Source organism: Alloyangia pacifica, from assembly GCF_900116195.1.
GTDB classification, from domain to species: domain Bacteria; phylum Pseudomonadota; class Alphaproteobacteria; order Rhodobacterales; family Rhodobacteraceae; genus Salipiger; species Salipiger pacificus.
Genome location: NZ_FOZW01000002.1, coordinates 204,629 through 225,403, shown reverse-complemented (window position 1 = coordinate 225,403; position 20,775 = coordinate 204,629). Strand labels below are relative to the sequence as shown.

The window sequence follows — 20,775 nt, the reverse complement described above, 5'->3', positions numbered from 1 at the left end:
GCAGGACAATGGGACACGACATGGTCAGAAAGAACGGCAGCAAGCTTCTCGCGGCGAACGTCCACGACATCCTGCGGCAGAAAATCCTGACGCTGGAATTCAAGCCGGGCACCCGGCTGATCGAGGACGAGATCAGCGAGACGCTGGGCGTCGGGCGCACCCCGGTGCGCGAGGCGCTGCTGCGGCTTCAGGGCGAAGGCTTCGTGGCCCGCGAAAAGGGCTGGGTCGTCGACGAGATCGACCCGGCCGACGCACCGATGCTGTTCGAAAGCCGGATCGCGATCGAGGGGTATGCCACCCGGCTCGCCGCCAAGCGCCGCCCCTACACGTTGATCGCAACGCTGCGCGGGCTGGCCGAGAAGATGTCGAATTTTTCCGGCCTCAGCCGCGCCGAGCTGAACGCGCTCGACCGCGAGTTCCACCGGCTGATCGTCGAAGCCTCGGGCAATGCCTTCTTCATCGAGATGCACGAGCGCACGCAGTACAACTACTGGAACCTGCGCCTGCCGATCCTCTTCACCCGCGAGCAGGTGGAGGCGTCGAACGCCCAGCACCTCGGCATCATCGACGCCATAGAGGCACAGGACGACCAGTTGGCCGAAGAGCTAGCGCGCGCGCATATCGCCACCACGATGACCATCGTGCAGGACGCGCTGAGCGGGTTCTGATGATCGAGATCGAGGTCTTTCACACCCACCTCTACCCGGGTGCGAAGGGCCGCGTGACCGCCGGGTCTGCGACTGCCGCCGAGACGCCGGCGGTGCTGCTCTTTGCCGACGGGATGCGCGCCGACGCGCGGCTTTCGGGCAGCGTCCTGACCGTGGCCGGATACCGCACCGCCGCCGGAAGCCGCATCGCCTCGAAGGTCTGGAAACTGTCCTTCGATGGCACCGACATCGCGGTCACCGCCCGCATCGCCTGAGCCCCACATGCCCTCGAACCTGGCCGGAGGCGGTCAGAAGGCGGCCATGCGCTCGATCACCCAGAAGGCCGCGATGCTGCCGATGCCGTAGCTGGCGAGGCGACTCAGGCGCGCACCGTGATCGGCAAGCACCGGTGCCATGCGGCGCGCCAGAAATCCGAGGCTCAGCACCAGCGCGATGAACATCAGCTGCCCCAGCTCCACCCCGACGTTGAACGACAGCAGCGCCAGCGGGATGTCGGACTGCGGCAGGCCGATCTCGCGCAGCGCCCCGGCAAAACCCAGCCCGTGCACCAGCCCGAAGCCGAAGGACACCAGCGCGGGGAACCGCTCGGAGACGGGGTCGCGCCGTTCCGGCGGCAGCGCCAGCTCGTAGGCCAGAAAGACAATCGACAGCGCCACCACCACCTCGACCGGGGCCGAGGGTAGGCGCAGCAGTCCCAGCGTGGCGGCGGCCAGCGTGAGGCTATGCGCCAGCGTGAAGGCGGTGATCGCCCAGAGCAGTCGCCGCGGTTGCCGTACGAGAAGCAGCAGCGCGAAGACGAAGAGCAGGTGATCGACCCCCTCGAGGATATGCGACACCCCCAGCGCGACGTAGCTGGCAAAGACCGCGCCGGGTCCCAGCTCGGCGGGGACGCTGAACTCCGGCGATCCCGCGGTGAGACGCTGCGTCTGCGCCTGCCCCGGTTCCAGCTCGTAACGCACCAGCACGTCGGTGCGCGTGCGCTCCAGACCGTCGATTCCGATGCTGCCGCCAGCCAGCCCCTCGGGGCAGGTGGCGAGGAACGAGGTGACCCAGGCCCTCCCGTCGAAGGCCGGATCAGGCGCAGGGGTCTGCTGACAGTTCTCGGGCAGGCGCGGACTGATCGGCATCGGGCGGCCGTTCACGTCGGGCATCCGCCAGCTCACCCGCCATTGCGTCCCATCCATGGCCGAAAGTTCGAGAAAGCCGGGATCGAGCGCATGAGCCGATGCTCCGCCGGGGTGCAGCGCCGCGGTCAGCAGCAAGATCAGGGCAAGAAGATTCCTCATGGCTGCTCCGCCGCCTCCTCACCGGGCAAATCCAGCGTGTAGCGGCTCAGCAGCTCATCGGTGAAGGCACCCCGCATCTTGCGCGCCTCGGCTGAGCGCCAGTCGGCGATCACCTTGTCGCGCAGCCTCTCGAGCGGCGGCAGTTGCGCCGCCTCGACCGCGTCAAGTCTGACGAGGTGCTGCCCGTAGCCGCTGGACAACGGGCCGGACCATCCCGAGACCGGCAGCCCGGCCACCGCCGCGCCGAAGCCGCCGCCGAAGACGCGCTCCACCGCCGGCGTGGCCATCGCCTCGAGCCGCGGCGGCAGCATCGTCGCCTGCCCGAGACCGGCCGGGTCCGCGCCCTGTTCCAGCTCGGCGCGCAGCGCCGCGACTTCCTCCGCCGTGGCATCCCCCGGCAGCAGCACCTGCGCGAAGCTGACCTGCGCGGGACGGGCGTAGGCCGCGGCGTTCTCCGAGTAATACGCCTCCAGCGTGGCATCGTCCGGCGTCATGGCTGCGGCGGGGGCCTCTGCGAGGAATTCCATCTTGGCGCGCAGGCGGTTGCGGATCATCGCGTCGCCCTTGTCGAGACCGAGCGCCAGCGCCTCGCGCACCATCACCTCCTCTATCGCCCAGTCGCGCACGAGGCCGCGGGATTCCGCCTCGGTCGGCGCGCGTCCCCATGCGGCGAGAAAACCGTCGGCCATGCGGTTCATCTCCGCCTCGGAGAGGTGCAGCACATCGTCGCGCGGGGCACGGGCCTCGAGCGGGGCCGTCACCGCGTAGAGGCCGAAGACAAGCCCGCCCAGCACGAAGAAATGCAGCAGCGGAGAGCGGAGAATGGTGCCGATCTTCATGGTCCTGCCTTCCTGTCCCTTCCGCCGTCAGCCGCTGCGCAGCGCATCGGCGACCCGGCCCAGCCGGGCGCCCGCGTCCTGCGCCAGATCGGCGATCTCGGGCACCTCGCCGAGATCGCCCATGGCCATCATCTGCCCGGCATCCACCAGCCGCACCAGCGCGCCACCGGGCGCCTCCTCTACCGTGACATTGCAGGGTAGCAGCAGCCCCACGTCGGGCCGCGCGGTGATGGCCCGATGCGCCAGCCCCGGGTTGCAGGCCCCGAGGATGGTGTAGCGGCGAAACTCGGTGCCGAGCTTCTCTGCGAAGGCCTTGTCGAGATCGATCCGGGATATCACCCCGAAGCCCTCGGCGGCCAGCGCCGCGGTCACCACCTCGACCGCCTCGTCAAACGGGCGGTCGAGGGTCACGTCGGTTCCAAAACCAGCCATGCTCATTCGCCCGCCGAGTACCAGATCGGCGAGGAGTAGGCACGTTCGGTGACCTTCATCACCGTGTCTTCCGGGAAGTCCGACTCCTCGAAATAGGCAGCGTCATAGGCCGTCCAGCGCGGCGTCGGGATCTCGATCACCCGGGCGTAGTAGAAGGCGTCAAGCGCCGGGTCGAACTCGGGATCGGTCCAGACGGTGATCAGCTCGGGCGCGCCGATGGTATTGGTGAAGGAAGCATTCTCGACATCCACCGTATCGCCGACCGGGGGCAGCTTGCCGTCCTCGCCGGGCGCGCGGTCGCCCGCCCAGACCACGTCGAAGATCTTTTCCTGCATCTCGCCTTCGGCATCGACCCAGCCCTTGATGATCTGGATGCGGTCGAGGTTGCCCGAGTAGGGATCCTTCAGCGCGGCGACGAGGAAGTTCGGCGCGCTGGCCCCCTCGGGCGCGGGCATCAGGTCCGCCCCCATGGGCACGCCCTTGCCGTAGCCGATGGTGCCCGGGTTCCTCCCTAGCGCGTCGGCCTCCTCGAACTCCCAGCCGCCGAAGAAGCGCAGCCCGATGCGGGGGCCGGTGGTGCCGTAGACCTCCTTGCGCTTCATCGCGTCCCAGATCGCGGCGCGGGTGTTCTCGACGGCCCAGACCGCGGTCAGGCCCGAGGCGCCGAGCTGCCAATCCTTCACCGTGCGGCCCTCGAAGTCGAAGGCGTTGCCGGTCGAGCGTTCCGGCCCCGGTTCGCTGGCCGGGAACTTGCCCCAGAAGTTGTTCTCCTCGGCCGACGAGACCCCCGTGTGATCGTCGGTGGAGCCGACGAGGCCGAACTTGAAGGGGTTGGTGCCGAATTCGTCCTCGAGCAGCAGGCCGCGCTTCAGCGCCTGGCGCGCGTATTCATATTCGATCATGCCGGGCTCTTTCGGCACCACGTTGAGGTTGCCCTTGTCCCAGAGCTCGAAGTTGGCGAATTCGTCCGACGGCGCAAGCGAGGGGTGCTGTTCCGAGGTGCCCTTGCTCTGGGTCACCTCGTAGAGCGGCTCCCAGCGGGCGCGGCTTTCGGCCCATTCGGTGTCGATTGGATTGCCGTCCGGGGTTTCCGTGGCGAACATCAGCCCGTTTGACAGGTTTCCGTTGTGCGGGATGGCCAGCAGACGGCCGCCGGTCTTGTCCTCATAGGCCTGCATCCAGTCCCAGAGCTCGCGCGGCTGCTCGGTATCGAAGGTGGTCAGCGGCCGCACCTGGTCGGCGAAATACTTGTCGTCGCGATAGATGACATTGCGGTGCAGGTTGTTGCCGCCCCCGTAGTTCGACGTCCACTCGTAGCCGATGAGCGCGGTGAACTGGCCGGGCTTGTTGTGGCTCTCCACGATGCCGGTCATGTTCGTCCACATGTCCATCTGGGTCTCGGGGTCGGTCATAGCTTCAGGGACTTTGCCCTCGCCCTGCGCGGTGATCATCTCCATGACCACGGCCGTGGCCGATTCACCGCCTTTCTGCATTCCGTCGTGCCAGCGTTTGAGGACGGGGTCTGCGAGCAGCGCAGGATCCCCCTCGTAGATGCTGGCAACGATCCCGAGCGCGTCCGAGTGGTCGGCGACGACCATCCAGTCGTAGGGGCGCGACAGCTTGACCTGCTGGCCCGTGCTCGAGGTGATCTCCTCGCCCTCGGCATAGCGCAGCGCGTCGTCCGGTCCGACCCGTGTGCCGCCCGCAAAGGCGTCCGGCGACCAGGAGGTGTGAAGATGCTGCTCGCCCCAGAGCGGGCGGGTCGGGAAGCTGCGCCCGGCATAGGGCGAATAGCCCGGCTGGTTGAAGAAGCGCTCGATTTTCTCGGGGTCGATGGTGCCGGCGTCGGTGGTCACCTGCGCCAGCAGCGGCGAGGCCAGCAGGGTGGTGGAAAGTGCGAGGGAGACCATGCGTCGCGTCATGGGGCGTCCTTTCGGCTGCGAAGGCATTTCAAAAATCGTCTTGTCAAATGAAGTCCGCCCCGACCGGAGCGACTCGGACACAATCAGAACATGTGCGATTGAAACGCCTCCCGGCTTGAAAAATCAACAACTTCTGCGGGAGCTCTTGCGCCAAGGCGAAGTTCGGCCATCCGCCGCCGCGCCGCGTTATCCTGCCTCAGCCGCAGGCGGCGCGCCCCGACGAGAGGCGCCACAGCGGCCCGCGACCTTGTGCCGGGCGGCGCGGCAGGGCAAGACGACAGCCATGCGAGACAGGAGACTCCCCATGCGCGCAGCGCGCTCCGCGGACGACAGGCCATGATGGGCGCGCTGGTGATCGGCGGCGGCCCGGCGGGGCTCATGGCGGCAGACGCGCTGCTCTCGGCGGGACACCCGGTGGTGCTGGCCGACGCCAAGCCCTCGCTCGGGCGCAAGCTGCTCATGGCGGGCAAGTCGGGGCTGAACCTGACCAAGGCAGAGCCCTTTGCCGCCTTCCTCGGCAACTACGGCGCGGCGGCCCCTGCCCTGCGGCCCATGCTCTCGGCCTTTCCGCCCGAGGAGGTGATGCACTGGGCCGAGGGGCTGGGGCAGACGCTGTTCACCGGCTCCACAGGGCGGGTCTTTCCGCACGGGATGAAGGCCTCGCCGCTGCTGCGCGCCTGGCTGGCACGGCTGGACGGCATGGGACTGGAGCGGCACACCCGCTGGCGCTGGACCGGCTGGGACGGCGAGGCGGTGCTGATGGAGACGCCCGAGGGCGCGCGCCGGCTGACCCCCGGTGTCACCGTGCTGGCGCTTGGCGGCGCAAGCTGGGCACGGCTCGGTTCGGACGGGCAATGGGCCGCGATCTTCCAGGGCGCGGGCCTGCCGGTGACCCCCTTCGCCCCGGCCAACGCCGGTCTCTGCGTGGATTGGTCAGCGCATATGAAAGCCCAGTTCGGCGCACCACTGAAGGGCGTGGCCTTCCACGCGGGCGATCTGGCGTCGCGCGGCGAGGCGGTGATCTCGGCGCGCGGGCTGGAGGGCGGCGGGCTCTACCCGCTGTCGCCGGCGCTGCGCGCGGGGGCGGCGCTGACCGTCGATCTCTGCCCGGACGTGGATCTCGCCGCGCTCACCCGCCGCCTCGCCCGGCCGCGTGGCAAGCAGAGCCTGTCGAACCACCTGCGTAAGGTGGTGAAACTCTCGCCAGCGGCCCGCGCCCTGCTGATGGAATGCGCCCGTCCCCTGCCCGAAGAGCCCGCCGCGCTGGCCGCGCTGCTGAAGGCGCTGCCGGTGCAGCACGTAGGGCTTCGCCCGCTCGACGAGGCGATCTCGGTGGCCGGCGGGGTGCCCCTCGGGGCGCTGGACGCGGGGCTGATGCTCAAGGACAGACCGGGCACCTTCGTCGCCGGCGAGATGCTCGACTGGGAAGCGCCCACGGGCGGCTACCTGCTGACCGGCTGCCTCGCCACCGGCCTCTGGGCCGGCCGGGCAGCGGCGGCGCGGCTGGCGGCTGCCCCGCCTCCGGACCACTGACCATGGCCACGGCAGCTCCTACCCCGGCAGTCCGGGACGCCGCTTCGCCATTGGCTGGGGGCAGGCCATGATCATCCGGCGTGCCACGTCCTCCGATATTGAGGCGCTCAGCGCCCTCTACGTCGCCTTCTTCCGCGAGGACGGCATCGCCACCCCGCCGCAGGCCATTGCCGAGAACCTGTCGGTGATGCTTGGCGATCCCCGCGCCTGCATCTTCGTGGCCGACACCGGGGGCGGGCTGGCGGGCATGTCCGCGGGAAGCCTCACCTTCGGCGTGGAATTCGGCTGGTCGGCCGAGCTCGAGGACCTTTACTTGAGCCCCGGCTCCCGCGGGATGGGATGGTCACGGCCTTTGGTCGCGGCGGTGCTCGACTGGGCCCGGGAGCACGGCGCGCGCGAGACGGTGCTGGTGATCACGCCGCAGGCTGAGCAGGATCAGGCGCTGACCCGGTTCTACGAAAAGCTCGGGTTCCGCGACTCGCGGCGCATCACCATGTACCGCAAGGGACCGGGGACCGGGACGTGAGCGCCCGGGCTCTGCCCCGCGGAGGCGCGCAGCCCGCCAGCCCTCACCGATCGGCAGCGCCGCAAGAAAAAGGCGCCGCCCCCTGCGGAGCGGCGCCCATCTCAACTCAGACGGCGATAGCTCAGACGGCCGCCTTAATGCTTTCGTCGAGGTAAATCTCGCGCAGCCGCGCGGCGACCGGACCCGGGGTGCCGGTGCCGATCTTGGCGCCGTCCAGCTCGACCACCGGCATCACGAAGCTCGACGCCGAGGTGACAAAGGCCTCGTCGGCCTCCTTGGCTTCCTCGATGGTGAAGCTGCGCTCCTCGACTTCCATCTGCGCTTCCTTGGCGCAGCGCAGCACGGCGGCGCGGGTGATGCCGTGCAGGATGTCGGTCGACAGCTCGCGGGTGATGATCTTGCCGCCCTTGACGATATAGGCGTTGTTCGACGAGCCCTCGGTCACCTTGCCGTCCTCGACGAACCAGGCGTCGTCGCAGCCGGCCTTCTTGGCGGCCATCTTGGCCATCGACGGGTAGAGCAGCTGCACGGTCTTGATGTCGCGGCGGCCCCAGCGGATATCCTCGAGCGAGATCACCTTGATGCCTTTCTTGGCCGCCGGGTTGTCGGCGAGGCCGGGCTTGTTCTGGGTGAAGAGCACCAGCGTCGGCTCGGTGGTCTCGGGGTCGGGGAAGGCGAAGTCGCGGTCGCCGGCCGAGCCGCGGGTCACCTGCAGATAGACCAGACCGTCGGTGACCTCGTTGCGCGCCACCAGCTCGCGGTGGATCGCCAGCAGCTCGTCCTCGGTGCAGGGTGCCTTCAGGTCCAGCTCCTTCAGCGAGCGGGCGAGACGCTTGGCGTGGCCGTCGAAATCGATCAGCTTGCCGCCGAGAACCGAGGTCACCTCGTAGACCCCGTCGGCCATCAGGAAGGCCCGGTCGAAGATCGACACCTTGGCCTCGGTCTCGGGCAGGTACTCGCCATTGACGTAAACGGTGCGCATTGCAGCTCTCTCCATAATTCGCTGTGGGTCAGTTCCGCCAAAGCGGACCCGGGGTCAAGCCCGCCCGATCAATTTGACCTGAGCAGGCCACCCGTCATGCCGGTGTCGTGCAGATATTGTTCGGGCGCCGGAGCTCGGCGCCCCGGCAACCGCGGGGCTCAGCCCCAGAGCGCCGCCTCGGGGGCGTGCACGCCTGCCTCGTCGTAGATCATCGCATGCTCGCGGTCCTCGCCGAGCAGCAGCGGCGCGTCGAGATCGACGTATTGCGCGCCTTGCGCCACGATCACCGCCGGAGCCATCGCCAGAGACGACCCCACCATGCAGCCGACGAAGATGCCGTAGCCCTCGGCCTTGGCGGCCTCGAGCAGCTCCAGCGCCTCGGTCAGCCCGCCGGTCTTGTCGAGCTTGATGTTGACGATGTCATACTTGCCCTTGAGCTTCGGCAGCGAGGCGCGGTCGTGGCAGCTCTCGTCGGCGCAGATCGGCACCGGACGGTCCATGCCCAGAAGCGCGTCGTCGTCCCCTGCGGGCAGCGGCTGCTCGACCATGGCGACGCCGAGACGTAGCAGATGCGGCGCCAGCTCGGCGTAGACCTCGGGAGTCCAGCCCTCGTTGGCATCGACGATGATGGTGCTGTCCGGTGCCCCGGCGCGCACGGCTTCGAGGCGCGGCAGGTCCTCGGGGGTGCCGAGCTTCACCTTCAGCAGCGGCCGGAAGGCGTTCTTTGCGGCCTGCGCCTGCATCTCCTCGGGGGCGGCGAGCGAGAGCGTGTAGGCGGTCACCTCGGGCTTCGGCGCGGGCAGACCCAGCAGCTCCCAGACCCTCTTGCCGGCGGTCTTGGCCTCGAGATCCCAGAGCGCGCAGTCGACGGCATTGCGGGCGGCGCCCGAGGGCAGGAGATCCTGCAGCGCCGCGCGGGTCACGTCCTGCGGCAGCGAGCGGATTTGCGCCTCGACGCTGTCGAGCGTCTCGTCGTAACGCGCGTAGGGCACGCATTCGCCCCATCCGGTGATGCCGTCGCGGGTGATCTTCACGGTGATCACCTGGGATTCGGTGCGGCTGCCGCGCGAGATGGTGAAAACCTGCGCCAGCTTGAAGGTGTCGCGGGTGACCTCGATGCTCAAACCCTGCCCCTTTCATTGTTCCATAAATACGCAATCCCCGGCGCCGGAAGCGCCGCCGCCGGGGGTGATGTGGTCACTCTGCCAGACGGCTCAGACCGCGGCCAGCGCCTCGACCAGGCGCTCGGCGCCATGGCGGAACGGGTCGACGCAGGGCAGGCCAAGGCTTTCCTCGACCTCTGCGCAATAGGTCTTGGCCTCTTCCTCGCCCATGTGCTGGGTGTTGATCGACACGCCGACCACCTTGCAGTCCGGGTTGCCGACCTTGGCGAGCGCCAGCGCGGTGTCGCGCACGGCTTCCAGCGTCGGCAGCTTGTAGCCCGGCAGGCCGCGCATGTGGGTGCGGGTCGGCTCGTGGCAGAGCACCAGCGCATCCGGCTGGCCGCCGTGGATCAGCGCAAGCGTCACGCCCGAGTAGGAAACGTGGAACAGCGAGCCCTGGCCCTCGATGATGTCCCAGTGATCGGGATCATTGTCGGGGGTGAGGTATTCGATCGAGCCGGCCATGAAGTCGGCGATGACCGCGTCGAGCGGCACGCCGTCGCCGGTGATCAGGATGCCGGTCTGTCCGGTGGCGCGGAAGGTCGACTTCATGCCCTTCTCGCGCATGCAGGCGTCCATCGCCAGCGCGGTGTACATCTTGCCGACCGAGCAGTCGGTGCCCACGGCCAGCAGGCGCTTGCCGGTGCGCTTCTCGCCGTTGGCGATCGGGTATTCCACGGACGGAATGCGCACGTCGTGCAGCGTCTGGCCGGTGGCCTTTGCCACGGCCTTCAGGTCTTCCTCGTTGCGCAGCAGGTTGTGCAGGCCCGACGCGAGGTCGAAGCCCTCTTCCAACGCCTCGACCAGGACCTTCTTCCAGGCCTGCGAGATCTTGCCGCCGCGGTTGGCGACACCGATCACCAGCGTCTTGGCGCCGGCGGCCTTGGCTTCGGCGAGGGTCATGTCCTGCAGGCCGAGGTCGGCCTTGCAGCCTTCGAGGCGGAACTGGCCAACGCAGTTCTCGGGGCGCCAGTCCTTGATGCCCTGGGCCACCTTGGCGGCCAGGCCGTCGGGGGCGTCACCGAGGAAGAGGAGGTACGGCGTCTCGATCATTCTTGTATTCCCTGTGTTCGTGTATGATGGCCGACGGGGCGTTTGTTGGGAGGCCGCCCGGCCAGCGGTTTCGACGCTCACTCTGCCCTGTATGGCACGCAAATCCGTCTCGATTTCCACGCCATCACCGGGGACAACGCCAAAATTCCACGCATTTCGACGCCAGCGCCGAAGAATCGTGCACGCGCTCCGGGCAGAACGCGCGAGACTTGCGCCGCAGCGCGGCAAATTTCGCTTGCGCAGCGTCGCGCAATTTAATAACCCTCACAATCGCAAATATGTAACTTCATTACCCGCACGAGGTGCCCACATGAGCTTTCGCATCCAGCCCGCCGCGCCTGCCCGTCCGAACCGCTGCCAGCTCTTCGGCCCCGGCTCGCGTCCGGCGATCTTCGAGAAGATGGCCGGCAGCGCCGCGGATGTGATCAACCTCGACCTCGAGGATTCCGTGGCCCCGGACGACAAGGGTAGTGCGCGCGCCAATATCATCGAGGCCATCGGCGATATCGACTGGGGCAAGAAGACCCTCTCGGTGCGCATCAACGGGCTCGACACGCCCTATTGGTATCGCGACGTGGTGGACCTTCTGGAGCAGGCGAGCGACCGGCTCGACCAGATCATGATCCCCAAGGTCGGCTGCGCCGGGGATCTCTATGCCGTCGACGCGCTGGTCACTGCCGTGGAGCGTGCCAAGGGACGCAGTAAGCCGATCAAGTTCGAGGTGATCATCGAGAGCGCAGCCGGCATCGCCCATGTGGAAGAGATCGCTGCCGGCTCACCCCGGCTCGAGGCGATGAGCCTTGGCGCGGCGGATTTCGCCGCCTCCATGGGCATGGCGACCACCGGCATCGGCGGCACGCAGGAAAACTATTACATGCTGCACGAAGGCGCGAAGCACTGGTCGGATCCGTGGCACTGGGCGCAGGCCGCCATCGTCGCGGCCTGCCGCACCCATGGCGTGCTGCCGGTCGATGGCCCCTTCGGCGATTTCTCGGACGACGAGGGATACCGCGCGCAGGCGCTGCGCTCGGCGACGCTGGGCATGGTCGGCAAATGGGCGATTCACCCCAAGCAGGTGGCACTGGCCAACGAGGTTTTCACCCCCTCCGAGGGCGCAGTGACCGAGGCGCGCGAGATCCTCGCCGCCATGGAGGCCGCTAAGGCCAAGGGCGAAGGTGCGACGGTTTACAAGGGCCGGCTGGTGGACATCGCCTCGATCAAGCAGGCCGAGGTGATCGTGCGCCAGTCCGAGATGATCGCGGGGGCCTGAGGCACATGTGTCTGTCCCCGCGGGGACAGGCGCGCCATCCATGCCGCCAAGGCGAAACCGCCGAGCGTACCCTCGCGCCCGGCGGACCGGCGCAGTCCCCACAGGGACAGTGCGTCGCCGCACCCCGCCCCACGGCGCGGAGCCAATCCGCGCTCGGCCAACATTGCCCTGCGCCGCATCGCGCCTAGGTCAACCCCCGTCGAGATGAGCGTTCCCTTGCGGGAGCGCTGCGTGCCGTATTGCGCCTGTCACATTGCGCGGATAGAGGCCGTCAATCCGACCCCGGCCCGCGAAGGAGGTAGACATGACGCAGTTCACGCTTGGATGGGAAGAATGGCTTGCCCTGCCCGGCCTCGGCCTGCCCGCGATCCGCGCCAAGGTGGACACCGGCGCGCGGACCTCGGCGCTGCACGCCTTCGCCATCGAGCAATTCGGCCCCTCCGACAAGCCGATGGTGCGCTTTGCCATCCACCCCGATCCCGCCGAGCCCGGGCTCGAGGTGATCTGTTCCGCGCCGCTCAAGGACCGGCGCGAGGTGACCTCCTCGAACGGCGAGACCGAACTGCGTTTCGTCATCGAGACCGAGGTCGTGATGGGCGACCGCCGCTGGCCGCTCGAGATCACCCTCACCGATCGCGGCAGCATGGCCTACCGCATGTTGCTCGGCCGCAGCGCGCTGCTCGATGACATGGTTGTCTCGCCCAGCCAGCGCCTGCAGCAGCCCGAGCTCGACTATGACGCCTACCGCGGCATCCCGCGCCACAAGCAGCACCGCCGCGCCCTGCGCCTCGCGGTGCTGACCCGCGAGCCGCACAATTACTCGACGCGCAAGCTGATCGAGGCCGCCGAGCACCGCGGCCACACGATGGAGGTGATCGACACCTCGCGCTGCTACATGAACATCCGCGCTGTCGGCGGCGAAGTGCATTACGACGGTCGCCGCCTGCCCCACTACGACGCGGTGATCCCGCGCATCGGTGCCTCGATCACCAGCTACGGCACCGCCGTGGTGCGCCAGTTCGAGAGCATGGGCACCTATTGCCTCGCCGGCTCCGAGGGTATCACCGTCTCGCGTGACAAGCTGCACGCGCACCAGGTGCTGGCGCGTCACCGCATCGGCATGCCGACCACGGCCTTCGCCCGCAGCCCGAAGGATTCGGGCAACCTCGTGGACCTCGTGGGCGGCGCACCTCTGGTGCTGAAGCTGCTGGAGAGCAGCCAGGGCAAGGGCGTGGTGCTGGCCGAGACCCCCAAGGCCGCCGAGAGCGTGATCTCTGCCTTCCAGGGGCTGAAGGCCGACTTCCTCGTGCAGAGCTTCGTCAAGGAGGCCGCGGGCGAGGACATCCGCTGCCTCGTGGTGGGCGGCAAGGTGGTGGCCACCATGCGCCGCCGAGGCAAGCCCGACGACTTCCGCTCGAACCTGCACCAGGGCGGCACCGCCGAGCCGGTGCGCATCAGCAAGACCGAGCGCGAGGTGGCGATCAAGGCCGCGCGGGCGATGAAACTCGACGTGGCGGGGGTCGACCTGCTGCGCGGCTCGGACGGGCCGAAAGTGCTGGAAGTGAACAGCTCGCCGGGCCTCGAGGGCATCGAGAAGGTCTCGGGCAAGGACATCTCGGGCCTGATCATCGAGCACATCGAGACCAAGGTGGCGCCGAAGCCGCCGCGCCCGAAGGGCCGGAGCAGGCGCAGCGCGGGGTGAGACACCCCGACGCGCGCCGGGCGAGCGCCCGCCCGTGGCGGGGCGCTGCGACGATTGTGGAACGCGCTTTCTGAAAGCCAAACCCGCACGGGTCTCGAACTCCGTGCTCCAGGCAAAGAAGCGCCCGCCCGCCGAGGCGGGCGGGCGCTTGCCCGGCGGCCTTCTGCGGTGTTTCAGGAGAACACGCGCAAACAACCGACGACACGCGAAAAATTACATCCTCCACCTTGCATGGAGGAACTTTCGGGAAGCCCGGCAATCAAGTCACGCAACCTTCTTGCGCAACGCCGCGCTGCAGCGTCCCCTTGCCCTTGCCGCTGCCCCCTATGGGCGCTAAACACCCCCGGTAATCCAAAACTCCGAGGGGATGCCCCATGCCTGCCTATCGCTCCCGCACCACCACCCACGGCCGCAACATGGCCGGCGCCCGCGGCCTGTGGCGCGCCACAGGCATGACGGATGGCGACTGGAACAAGCCGATCATCGCGATCGTGAACTCCTTCACCCAGTTCGTGCCCGGCCACGTGCACCTGAAGGATCTGGGCCAGATGGTCGCCCGCGAGGTCGAAAAGGCCGGCGGCGTCGCCAAGGAGTTCAACACCATCGCGGTGGATGACGGCATCGCCATGGGCCACGACGGTATGCTCTACTCGCTGCCCTCGCGCGAGATCATCGCCGACTCGGTCGAATACATGGTCAACGCGCATTGCGCCGACGCGATGGTCTGCATCTCCAACTGCGACAAGATCACCCCCGGCATGCTGATGGCCGCCATGCGCCTCAACATCCCCGTGGTCTTCGTCTCGGGCGGCCCGATGGAAGCGGGCAAGGTCAACTGGGAAGGCACCGAGAAGGCGCTGGACCTTGTCGACGCCATGGTCGCCGCCGCCGATGACAAATACACCGACGCGCAGGTGCAGGCGATCGAGGAAGCGGCCTGCCCGACCTGCGGCTCCTGCTCGGGCATGTTCACCGCCAACTCGATGAACTGCCTGACCGAGGCGCTCGGTCTTTCGCTGCCCGGCAACGGCTCGACGCTGGCCACCCACTCGGACCGCCAGCGCCTCTTCGTCGAGGCCGGCCACCTGATCGTCGATCTGGCCAAGCGCTACTACGAGCAGGACGATGCCTCGGTGCTGCCGCGCTCGATCGCCACGGTGAAGGCCTTCGAGAACGCCATGACGCTGGACATCGCCATGGGCGGCTCGACCAATACCGTGCTGCACCTTCTGGCCGCCGCGAACGAGGGCGAAGTGCCCTTCGAGATGGCCGACATCGACCGGCTTTCGCGCAATGTGCCGGTGCTGTGCAAGGTCGCGCCCGCCAAGGATGACGTGCACATGGAAGACGTGCACCGCGCCGGCGGCATCATGTCGATCCTCGGCCAGCTCGACCGCGCCGGGCTGCTCGACACTTCGGTGCACACGGTGCACGCCGAGACCATGGCCCATGCGCTCGACCGCTGGGACGTGACCCGCACCAACTCGGAATCGGTGCACGACTTCTTCCGCGCCGCGCCGGGCGGCGTGCGTTCGACCACTGCCTTCTCGCAGTCAATGCGCTACGACACGCTGGACCTCGACCGCCAGACCGGGGTGATCCGCGACGCCGAGCATGCCTTCTCGAAGGACGGCGGCCTTGCCGTGCTCTACGGCAACCTCGCCGAGGACGGCTGCATCGTGAAGACCGCGGGCGTGGACGAGTCGATCCTGAAATTCACCGGCCCGGCGCGCATCTTTGAATCGCAGGACACCGCGGTGAGCGCGATCCTCACCGGCAAGGTGCACAAGGGCGATGTGGTGCTGATCCGCTATGAAGGCCCGCGCGGCGGTCCGGGCATGCAGGAAATGCTCTACCCGACCTCCTACCTGAAATCGAAGGGCCTCGGGAAAGACTGCGCGCTGGTCACCGACGGGCGCTTCTCGGGCGGCTCCTCGGGCCTGTCGATCGGCCACGTCTCGCCCGAGGCGGCCGAGGGCGGCACCATCGGCCTCGTGGAAGAGGGCGATCTCATCGAGATCGACATCCCCAACCGCAAGATCAACCTCGCGGTGGATGACGCGGTGATCGCCGAGCGTCGCGCCGCGCGCGAGGAGAAAGGCTGGCAGCCGGATGAGCAGCGCAAGCGCAAGGTGTCGAAGGCACTGAAGGCCTATGCGGCGCTGACCACCTCGGCCGCCAAGGGTGCCGTGCGCCAGATCTGAGCGCCACCCGCTCTGCAGGAAATGCACCGGCCGCCCCCAAGGGGGCGGCCGGTTTGCGTTTCGCGCCTTGCAGAGGGGGCCTGTGCCCCCGTCACCTCGACCGCTCCGGGAGGCCCCCGGGAACAGGCGGCAGCTCAGCTCACCGCCTGACGCTGCGCGGAGGTCTCCAGCGCGTGCCACAGGCTGGCCGCGGCGGACCGCATGGCGAACAGCGTGAGCCGCGTATCCGAATGCCTCAGCGCGAGCACCGGCATGTGATGCAGCACCGTGCGGGTGGCGCGGCCCGGGGCGAGCGCCTCGGGCGGCAGGTTGACCAGTCGCTCGGTGAGCCGTTCCAGCGGATCCGCGCCGGGCGCGGTGATGTCGACCCCGGCCCAGCCGTCGGTCTGCTCGGTCACCGAGCATCCGGGTGCCACGGCGCGCAGCTCGGCGGCGAAGTCGGTCTCGGCACGCCCTTCGGCCAGAACCATCCATTGCCCCGCACCGGTCCAGAAAGCCGCGTGATCCTGCGAGCCCGATAGCCCGCCGGGTCCGGGCAGCGTCAGGCCGAAGGGCGCGGGCTCGGCAGCGCCGGCGCGCAGCGCCAGCGAGGCCAGCGCGATATCGGGCCGTTCGGTCAGGGTGAGCGCGCCGAAGCGGGCGCTGCGCGCGGTGTCGGCGCCGAGCGCCGTGAGGGGACGGAGGTCAGCCACGCAGACGCTCTCCTTCTGGGTCGACGAAATGCGGCGGGACCACGCGCAGTGCGGCGCAGCTGCCCTCCAGCGGATTGGCGGCGAGGATCACCTCACCCATGCGCGCCGCGCCATCCTCGAGAAACCCAAGGCCGATGGAGCTGCCGACATGCGGCGAGAAACAGGCCGAGGTGATCCAACCCTGGTCATGCGCCATGTCCTGCGCAGTTCCGTCGGCGAAGAGATGCGAGCCGGGTACCACCTTCGCCTCGGGGTCCACCGGCTGCAGACCTACAAGGCGGCGGCTGTCCTCCGCCAGCCCCTCGCGGCGCGACATGACCGCACCGATCGAGTCCTTCTTGCCCGACACCATCATGCCAAGCCCGATCATCGCCGCCGTGGTCTGGCCGTTCAGCTCGGCCCCCGCCGCGTGGCCCTTTTCAATGCGCAGCACACCGAGCGCCTCGGTGCCGTAGGGCGTGACGCCGAGATCCGCGCCCTGCGCCATAAGCCGCTGCATCAGCGCATGGCCGTAGCGAGCGGGCACGGCGACCTCATAGGCCAATTCCCCCGAGAAGGAGATGCGGAAAAGCCGCGCGCGCAAGCCTCCGCAGACAGAGAGAGAGGCGCAGGCCATGAAGGGGAAGGCCTCGTTCGACAGGTCGAACCCGTCCACGATCCGCGACAGCAGCTCGCGCGAGCGCGGCCCCGCCACGGCGATCTGCGCCCAGGCATCGGTGGTCGAGATGATCTGCACGTCGAGCTCCGGCCAGAGGCACTGCCGGGCGAATTCCATGTTGCGGTAGACCAGCCCGGCGTTGCCGGTGGTAGTGGTGACCACGTAGTGATCTTCGGCCATCCGTGCGCAGGTGCCGTCGTCGTAGAGATGCCCGTCCTCGCGCAGCATGAGCCCGTAGCGGACGCGGCCGACCTTCAGCGTGCCCATCATGTTGGAATAGACGCGGTTGAGGAATTCCCCGGCATCGCGGCCCTGCACGTCGATCTTGCCCAGCGTGGTCACGTCGCAGAGACCGACGGCGCTGCGCACGGCCTTCGCCTCGCGGTCTACGCTTTCGCGCCAATGGGTCTCGCCGGGGCGCGGGAAATACTGCGCCCGCAGCCACGGCCCGACCTCGACGAAGGCCGCGCCCTGCGCCTCGGCCCAGTGATGCGTCGGGGTGAGGCGCGTCGGGCGGAAGTCCTTGCCCGTGTCGCCGCCGCCGAGCACCGAGAGCGAGACGCCGGTATAGGGCGGGCGGAAGATGGTGGTGCCGGTTTCGGGGATCGCCTTGCCGGTGAGTTCGGCCATCACGGCGAGCGCGGTGACATTGGCGGTCTTGCCCTGATCCGTGGCCATGCCGAGCGTGGTCCAGCGTTTCAGGTGCTCGACCGGGCGCATGTTCTCCTTGTGGGCCAGCGCGATATCCTTGACGGTCACGTCGTTCTGGAAGTCCACCCAGGCGCGCGCCTTGCCCGGCACATGCCAAAAGGCGGTTTGGCGCAGGGGCCTGTCTTCGGCCTCGGGCAGGCGGGGGAGCGCCGCGCTGATCCCAAGCTCCGACAGGGCCGCCTGCGCCGCCCGCGCGCCATCCCCGAGCGCGGCAGAGGTCGAGCCGCGCCCGGCGCAGGCACCGGCGGGGATGAGGCCCTGCGGCCCGCCCTCGCCCGGCACGAAGGCCTGTAGCTCCTCGTTCCAGACCGGGCGTCCGCGGTGGTGCGAGGCCAGATGCACGTTGGGGTTCCAGCCGCCCGAGACGCCAAGCGCATGGCATTCGAGCCAGTCGGCGCGGCCGTCACGGGTGATCTCGATCGAACTCAATCCCAGCCGCCCATGTGTGCCGGTGACCTGCGCTCCGGCAAAGAGCTGGTAGTCGCCGAAGCGCGGCGCATCCGCACGCGGATCGATCACGCCGAGGAGATTGGCACCCTTTGCCAGCAGATCCAGCGCGGTGCGGTGGCCATCGTCGTTGTTGGTGAAGACCGCGATGCGGTCCTGCGGCCCTGCCACCGGCAATGTCGCCCAGCGGTTGGCATAAGCGCGCAGGGCGCCCGCCATCATGATCCCCGGACGGTCGTTGCTGGCGAAGGGGATATGCCGCTCGGTCGCGCCCGCCGCCAGCACGCTGCGTTTCGCGGTGATCCTCCAGAGCGTCTGGCGCACGCTTGTACCGGGCACCGGAAGATGGTCGGCGACCCGCTCGACCGCGCCAAAGATGCCGTGATCATAGGTGCCGAAGACGGTGGTCCGCGTCAGAATGCGCACGTTCGGCAGCGCGCGCAGTTCGGCCTCGACCTCGGCCACCCAATCGCTTGCGGGTCCGCCGTCCAGCGGATCGCTCTCGGCCAGCAACCGACCGCCGAGGCGGAAGTCCTCGTCGGCCAGCACCACCTGCGCGCCGGCGCGGGCGGCGGTCAGCGCCGCCGACAGCCCCGCCGCGCCCGCGCCGATGACCAAGAGGTCGCAGTGCAGGTAGCCCCGGTCGTAGGAGTCGGGGTCGGCCTCGCCCGACAGGGCGCCGAGACCCGCCGCGCGGCGGATCATCGGCTCGTAGAGCTTTTCCCAGAAGGCCCGCGGCCACATGAAAGTCTTGTAGTAGAAGCCCGCCGCGAAGACCGGCGAGAGCAGGTCGTTCACCGCCATGGCGTCGAAGCCGAGTGGGCCGACGTGGTTCTGGCTGCGCGCGGTGAGCCCGTCGTAGAGCTCTGCCACGGTGGCCCGGGTGTTCGGCTCGGCGCGGGCGCCGCTACGCAGGGTGACGAGGGCGTTGGGGTCTTCGCTGCCGGCCGAGACCGGCCCGCGCGGGCGGTGGTACTTGAACGAGCGGCCCATCAGGTGCACGCCGTTTGCCAGCAGCGCCGAGGCCAGCGTATCGCCGGGATGGCCGGTGTAGCGCTTGCCGTTGAAGCTGAAGGTGAGCGTCTGGCTGCGGTCGATCAGGCCGCCGGGGATACGGGTCATTCGGCGGCTCCCTTCAGGGCCTTTGCCACCTTCGAAGCCAGTTCGGCCCCGAGGATCTCATGGGTCAGCGTGTTGCGGGTCACGACCAGCCACGAGCGGTCGCCCTGCTCGTGGAACCACAGCTCGCGGTGCACGCCCGCCGGGTTGCCGCGCAGGAAGACGTAGTCGCAGAAGGCCGCCTCGGCGCCCTCGCCCTCGGGCGAGGGGCGATCGAGCAGCGCGGCGTCGCCGAGGTAGGTGAACTCCTGCGCGTCGCGCAGGCCGAGGAGCGGGTGCGGGATCAGCATCGTGTCACCTCAATGCAGGTTCGGCTGGGCGCCGGCGCCCTTTTCGTCGATGAGATGCCCGCGCGCGAAGCGGTCGAGCCGGTAGGCGGTCGCGGTCTCGTGCGAGCGACCGGTCGCCAGCAGATGCGCGAAGGCGTAGCCCGAGGCCGGCGTCGCCTTGAACCCGCCGTAGCACCAGCCGGCATTGAGGTAGAGCCCATCCACCGGCGTCGCGTCGATGATCGGCGAGCCGTCCATCGACATGTCCATGATGCCGCCCCAGCTGCGCAGCAGCCGCGCCCGACCGATCATCGGCATGAGGGCCATACCGCCCTCGGCCACGTCCTCGACCACCGGCAGGTTGCCGCGCTGCGCGTATGAATTGTAGCCGTCGATGTCGCCGCCGAAGACCAGCCCGCCCTTGTCGGACTGGCTGATGTAGAAATGCCCGGCGCCGAAGGTGATCACCGTGTCGATGAGCGGCTTCAGACCCTCCGAGACGAAGGCCTGCAGCACGTGGCTCTCGATCGGCAGGCGCATCCCGGCCATCTGCATGACCCGGCTGGACGAGCCCGCGACCGCCACGCCGACCTTGCCCGCACCGATGTAGCCGCGCGTGGTCTCGACCCCCTTCACCGCGCCGCCCTCGATGCGGATACCGGTGACTTCGCAGTTCTGGATGATGTCGACGCCGCGCATGTCGGCGCCGCGCGCGTAGCCCCAGGCGACGCCGTCATGCCGGGCGGTGCCGGCGCGGGCCTGCAGGAGGCCACCCTTGATCGGGAAACGGGCGTTGTCGAAGTTGAGATAGGGCAGCCGCGCGCGCAGGTCCTCGGGCCCCAGCAGCTGCGCATCCGCGCCGGCCAGCAGCATGGCGTTGCCGCGCCGCCGGTAGGCATCGCGCTGCGCGTCGGAGTGGTAGAGATTGATGATCCCGCGCTGGCTGACCATCGAGTTAAAGTTGGTCTCCTGCTCGAGCGTCTCCCAGAGCTTCATAGAGAACTCGTAGAACGGCTCGTTGCCAGGCAGCAGGTAGTTCGAGCGGATGATCGTGGTGTTGCGCCCGATGTTGCCCGAGCCGAGCCAGCCCTTCTCCAGCACCGCCACCTTCGCCTGACCGAAGGTCTTCGCGAGATAGAAAGCGGTGGCGAGCCCGTGCCCGCCGCCGCCCACGATGACGAAATCATAGGCCGGCTTGGGCTCGGGATCGCGCCAGAGCGGTTTCCAGCCCTTGTGGCCGGTGAGGGCTTCCTTGATGACCCGCAGGCCGGAGAAATGCATGGCTCAGCTCTTGTGCAA

The 20,775-nt window shown here is 68.6% G+C and carries 18 protein-coding genes; 7 read left to right on the top strand and 11 right to left on the bottom strand.

The genetic code is table 11. From position 1 onward, the window contains the following. Positions 1–20 precede the first annotated feature (20 nt). On the top strand, positions 21–668 hold the full coding sequence (locus tag BM397_RS05515) for a GntR family transcriptional regulator (RefSeq protein WP_176806465.1): 648 nt from the start codon (positions 21–23) through the stop codon (positions 666–668). Beyond that, entirely contained in the window at positions 668–922 is a 255-nt protein-coding gene (locus BM397_RS05510; RefSeq protein ID WP_092419479.1) for a hypothetical protein, read from the top strand. Before BM397_RS05515 ends, BM397_RS05510 begins: the two co-directional genes overlap by 1 nt. A 33-nt stretch (positions 923–955) precedes the next feature. On the opposite strand, the gene BM397_RS05505 is transcribed toward BM397_RS05510, so the two are convergent. Genes BM397_RS05505 through BM397_RS05490 form a run of 4 tightly spaced genes read right to left on the bottom strand, consistent with a single transcriptional unit; the run spans position 956 to position 5,147 of the window. After that, a complete protein-coding gene (locus tag BM397_RS05505; RefSeq protein WP_092419476.1) occupies positions 956–1,954 on the bottom strand; it encodes a HupE/UreJ family protein in 999 nt (332 codons plus the stop codon). Then, positions 1,951–2,793, bottom strand: a complete 843-nt coding sequence (locus BM397_RS05500; protein ID WP_092419473.1) for a peptidylprolyl isomerase — start codon at positions 2,791–2,793, stop codon at positions 1,951–1,953. The genes BM397_RS05505 and BM397_RS05500 overlap by 4 nt, the downstream gene beginning before the upstream one ends. A gap of 27 nt (positions 2,794–2,820) precedes the next feature. Beyond that, positions 2,821–3,225, bottom strand: a complete 405-nt coding sequence (locus tag BM397_RS05495; RefSeq protein ID WP_092419470.1) for a DUF302 domain-containing protein — start codon at positions 3,223–3,225, stop codon at positions 2,821–2,823. Between the two features lie 2 nt (positions 3,226–3,227). After that, positions 3,228–5,147 (bottom strand): DUF3604 domain-containing protein, encoded by a 1,920-nt coding sequence (locus BM397_RS05490; RefSeq protein ID WP_092419467.1) that lies wholly within the window; start codon positions 5,145–5,147, stop codon positions 3,228–3,230. 336 nt (positions 5,148–5,483) lie between these two features. On the opposite strand from BM397_RS05490, the gene BM397_RS05485 reads away from it, so the two are divergent. Further along, positions 5,484–6,680, top strand: coding sequence for a TIGR03862 family flavoprotein (locus tag BM397_RS05485; RefSeq protein ID WP_092419463.1), 1,197 nt, complete (start codon positions 5,484–5,486; stop codon positions 6,678–6,680). 67 nt (positions 6,681–6,747) lie between these two features. Then, on the top strand, positions 6,748–7,206 hold the full coding sequence (locus tag BM397_RS05480) for a GNAT family N-acetyltransferase (protein ID WP_092419459.1): 459 nt from the start codon (positions 6,748–6,750) through the stop codon (positions 7,204–7,206). A gap of 121 nt (positions 7,207–7,327) precedes the next feature. Here the strand turns inward: BM397_RS05480 and BM397_RS05475 are convergent, their stop codons facing one another. The 3 genes from BM397_RS05475 to dgcN form a co-directional block, all read right to left on the bottom strand. Beyond that, complete coding sequence (locus BM397_RS05475) at positions 7,328–8,188, bottom strand: D-amino-acid transaminase (RefSeq protein WP_092419456.1); 861 nt, start codon at positions 8,186–8,188, stop codon at positions 7,328–7,330. A 158-nt stretch (positions 8,189–8,346) separates the two neighbouring features. Then, positions 8,347–9,312: an N-acetyl-D-Glu racemase DgcA gene (gene dgcA / locus BM397_RS05470; RefSeq protein ID WP_092419453.1), complete on the bottom strand. Its 966-nt coding sequence runs from the start codon at positions 9,310–9,312 to the stop codon at positions 8,347–8,349. Between the two features lie 90 nt (positions 9,313–9,402). Further along, positions 9,403–10,404: an N-acetyltransferase DgcN gene (gene dgcN, locus BM397_RS05465; RefSeq protein WP_092419450.1), complete on the bottom strand. Its 1,002-nt coding sequence runs from the start codon at positions 10,402–10,404 to the stop codon at positions 9,403–9,405. A gap of 310 nt (positions 10,405–10,714) precedes the next feature. On the opposite strand from dgcN, the gene BM397_RS05460 reads away from it, so the two are divergent. The 3 genes from BM397_RS05460 (at position 10,715) to ilvD (ending at position 15,580) form a co-directional block, all read left to right on the top strand. Next, positions 10,715–11,674 carry an L-malyl-CoA/beta-methylmalyl-CoA lyase gene (locus BM397_RS05460; RefSeq protein ID WP_092419447.1) on the top strand — a complete coding sequence of 320 codons (960 nt, stop codon included), beginning with the start codon at positions 10,715–10,717 and terminating at the stop codon, positions 11,672–11,674. Positions 11,675–11,978: 304 nt separating this feature from the next. Continuing rightward, positions 11,979–13,376 (top strand): 30S ribosomal protein S6--L-glutamate ligase, encoded by a 1,398-nt coding sequence (gene rimK, locus BM397_RS05455; RefSeq protein ID WP_092419444.1) that lies wholly within the window; start codon positions 11,979–11,981, stop codon positions 13,374–13,376. 374 nt (positions 13,377–13,750) lie between these two features. Continuing rightward, positions 13,751–15,580: a dihydroxy-acid dehydratase gene (gene ilvD / locus BM397_RS05450; RefSeq protein WP_092419441.1), complete on the top strand. Its 1,830-nt coding sequence runs from the start codon at positions 13,751–13,753 to the stop codon at positions 15,578–15,580. A 134-nt stretch (positions 15,581–15,714) separates the two neighbouring features. On the opposite strand, the gene BM397_RS05445 is transcribed toward ilvD, so the two are convergent. The 4 genes from BM397_RS05445 to BM397_RS05430 are packed head-to-tail and all read right to left on the bottom strand — an operon-like array spanning position 15,715 to position 20,757. Beyond that, positions 15,715–16,272 carry a sarcosine oxidase subunit gamma gene (locus BM397_RS05445; protein ID WP_092419437.1) on the bottom strand — a complete coding sequence of 186 codons (558 nt, stop codon included), beginning with the start codon at positions 16,270–16,272 and terminating at the stop codon, positions 15,715–15,717. Beyond that, positions 16,265–19,210: a sarcosine oxidase subunit alpha family protein gene (locus tag BM397_RS05440; protein ID WP_092419434.1), complete on the bottom strand. Its 2,946-nt coding sequence runs from the start codon at positions 19,208–19,210 to the stop codon at positions 16,265–16,267. The genes BM397_RS05445 and BM397_RS05440 overlap by 8 nt, the downstream gene beginning before the upstream one ends. Further along, the gene (locus tag BM397_RS05435; protein ID WP_092419431.1) at positions 19,207–19,497 is read right to left on the bottom strand and encodes a sarcosine oxidase subunit delta; all 291 of its coding nucleotides are present in this window, start codon (positions 19,495–19,497) and stop codon (positions 19,207–19,209) included. The genes BM397_RS05440 and BM397_RS05435 overlap by 4 nt, the downstream gene beginning before the upstream one ends. Positions 19,498–19,506: 9 nt before the next feature. Then, complete coding sequence (locus BM397_RS05430; protein ID WP_092419428.1) at positions 19,507–20,757, bottom strand: sarcosine oxidase subunit beta family protein; 1,251 nt, start codon at positions 20,755–20,757, stop codon at positions 19,507–19,509. Positions 20,758–20,775: the final 18 nt, after the last annotated feature.

Bases quoted from the DNA above. Each gene is read 5' to 3' on its own strand.
- BM397_RS05515 (WP_176806465.1), top strand. From the start codon at position 21: ATGGTCAGAAAGAACGGCAGCAAGCTTCTCGCGGCGAACGTCCACGAC.
- BM397_RS05510 (WP_092419479.1), top strand. From the start codon at position 668: ATGATCGAGATCGAGGTCTTTCACACCCACCTCTACCCGGGTGCGAAG.
- BM397_RS05505 (WP_092419476.1), bottom strand. From the start codon at position 1,954: ATGAGGAATCTTCTTGCCCTGATCTTGCTGCTGACCGCGGCGCTGCAC.
- BM397_RS05500 (WP_092419473.1), bottom strand. From the start codon at position 2,793: ATGAAGATCGGCACCATTCTCCGCTCTCCGCTGCTGCATTTCTTCGTG.
- BM397_RS05495 (WP_092419470.1), bottom strand. From the start codon at position 3,225: ATGGCTGGTTTTGGAACCGACGTGACCCTCGACCGCCCGTTTGACGAG.
- BM397_RS05490 (WP_092419467.1), bottom strand. From the start codon at position 5,147: ATGACGCGACGCATGGTCTCCCTCGCACTTTCCACCACCCTGCTGGCC.
- BM397_RS05485 (WP_092419463.1), top strand. From the start codon at position 5,484: ATGATGGGCGCGCTGGTGATCGGCGGCGGCCCGGCGGGGCTCATGGCG.
- BM397_RS05480 (WP_092419459.1), top strand. From the start codon at position 6,748: ATGATCATCCGGCGTGCCACGTCCTCCGATATTGAGGCGCTCAGCGCC.
- BM397_RS05475 (WP_092419456.1), bottom strand. From the start codon at position 8,188: ATGCGCACCGTTTACGTCAATGGCGAGTACCTGCCCGAGACCGAGGCC.
- dgcN (WP_092419450.1), bottom strand. From the start codon at position 10,404: ATGATCGAGACGCCGTACCTCCTCTTCCTCGGTGACGCCCCCGACGGC.
- BM397_RS05460 (WP_092419447.1), top strand. From the start codon at position 10,715: ATGAGCTTTCGCATCCAGCCCGCCGCGCCTGCCCGTCCGAACCGCTGC.
- rimK (WP_092419444.1), top strand. From the start codon at position 11,979: ATGACGCAGTTCACGCTTGGATGGGAAGAATGGCTTGCCCTGCCCGGC.
- ilvD (WP_092419441.1), top strand. From the start codon at position 13,751: ATGCCTGCCTATCGCTCCCGCACCACCACCCACGGCCGCAACATGGCC.
- BM397_RS05440 (WP_092419434.1), bottom strand. From the start codon at position 19,210: ATGACCCGTATCCCCGGCGGCCTGATCGACCGCAGCCAGACGCTCACC.
- BM397_RS05435 (WP_092419431.1), bottom strand. From the start codon at position 19,497: ATGCTGATCCCGCACCCGCTCCTCGGCCTGCGCGACGCGCAGGAGTTC.
- BM397_RS05430 (WP_092419428.1), bottom strand. From the start codon at position 20,757: ATGCATTTCTCCGGCCTGCGGGTCATCAAGGAAGCCCTCACCGGCCAC.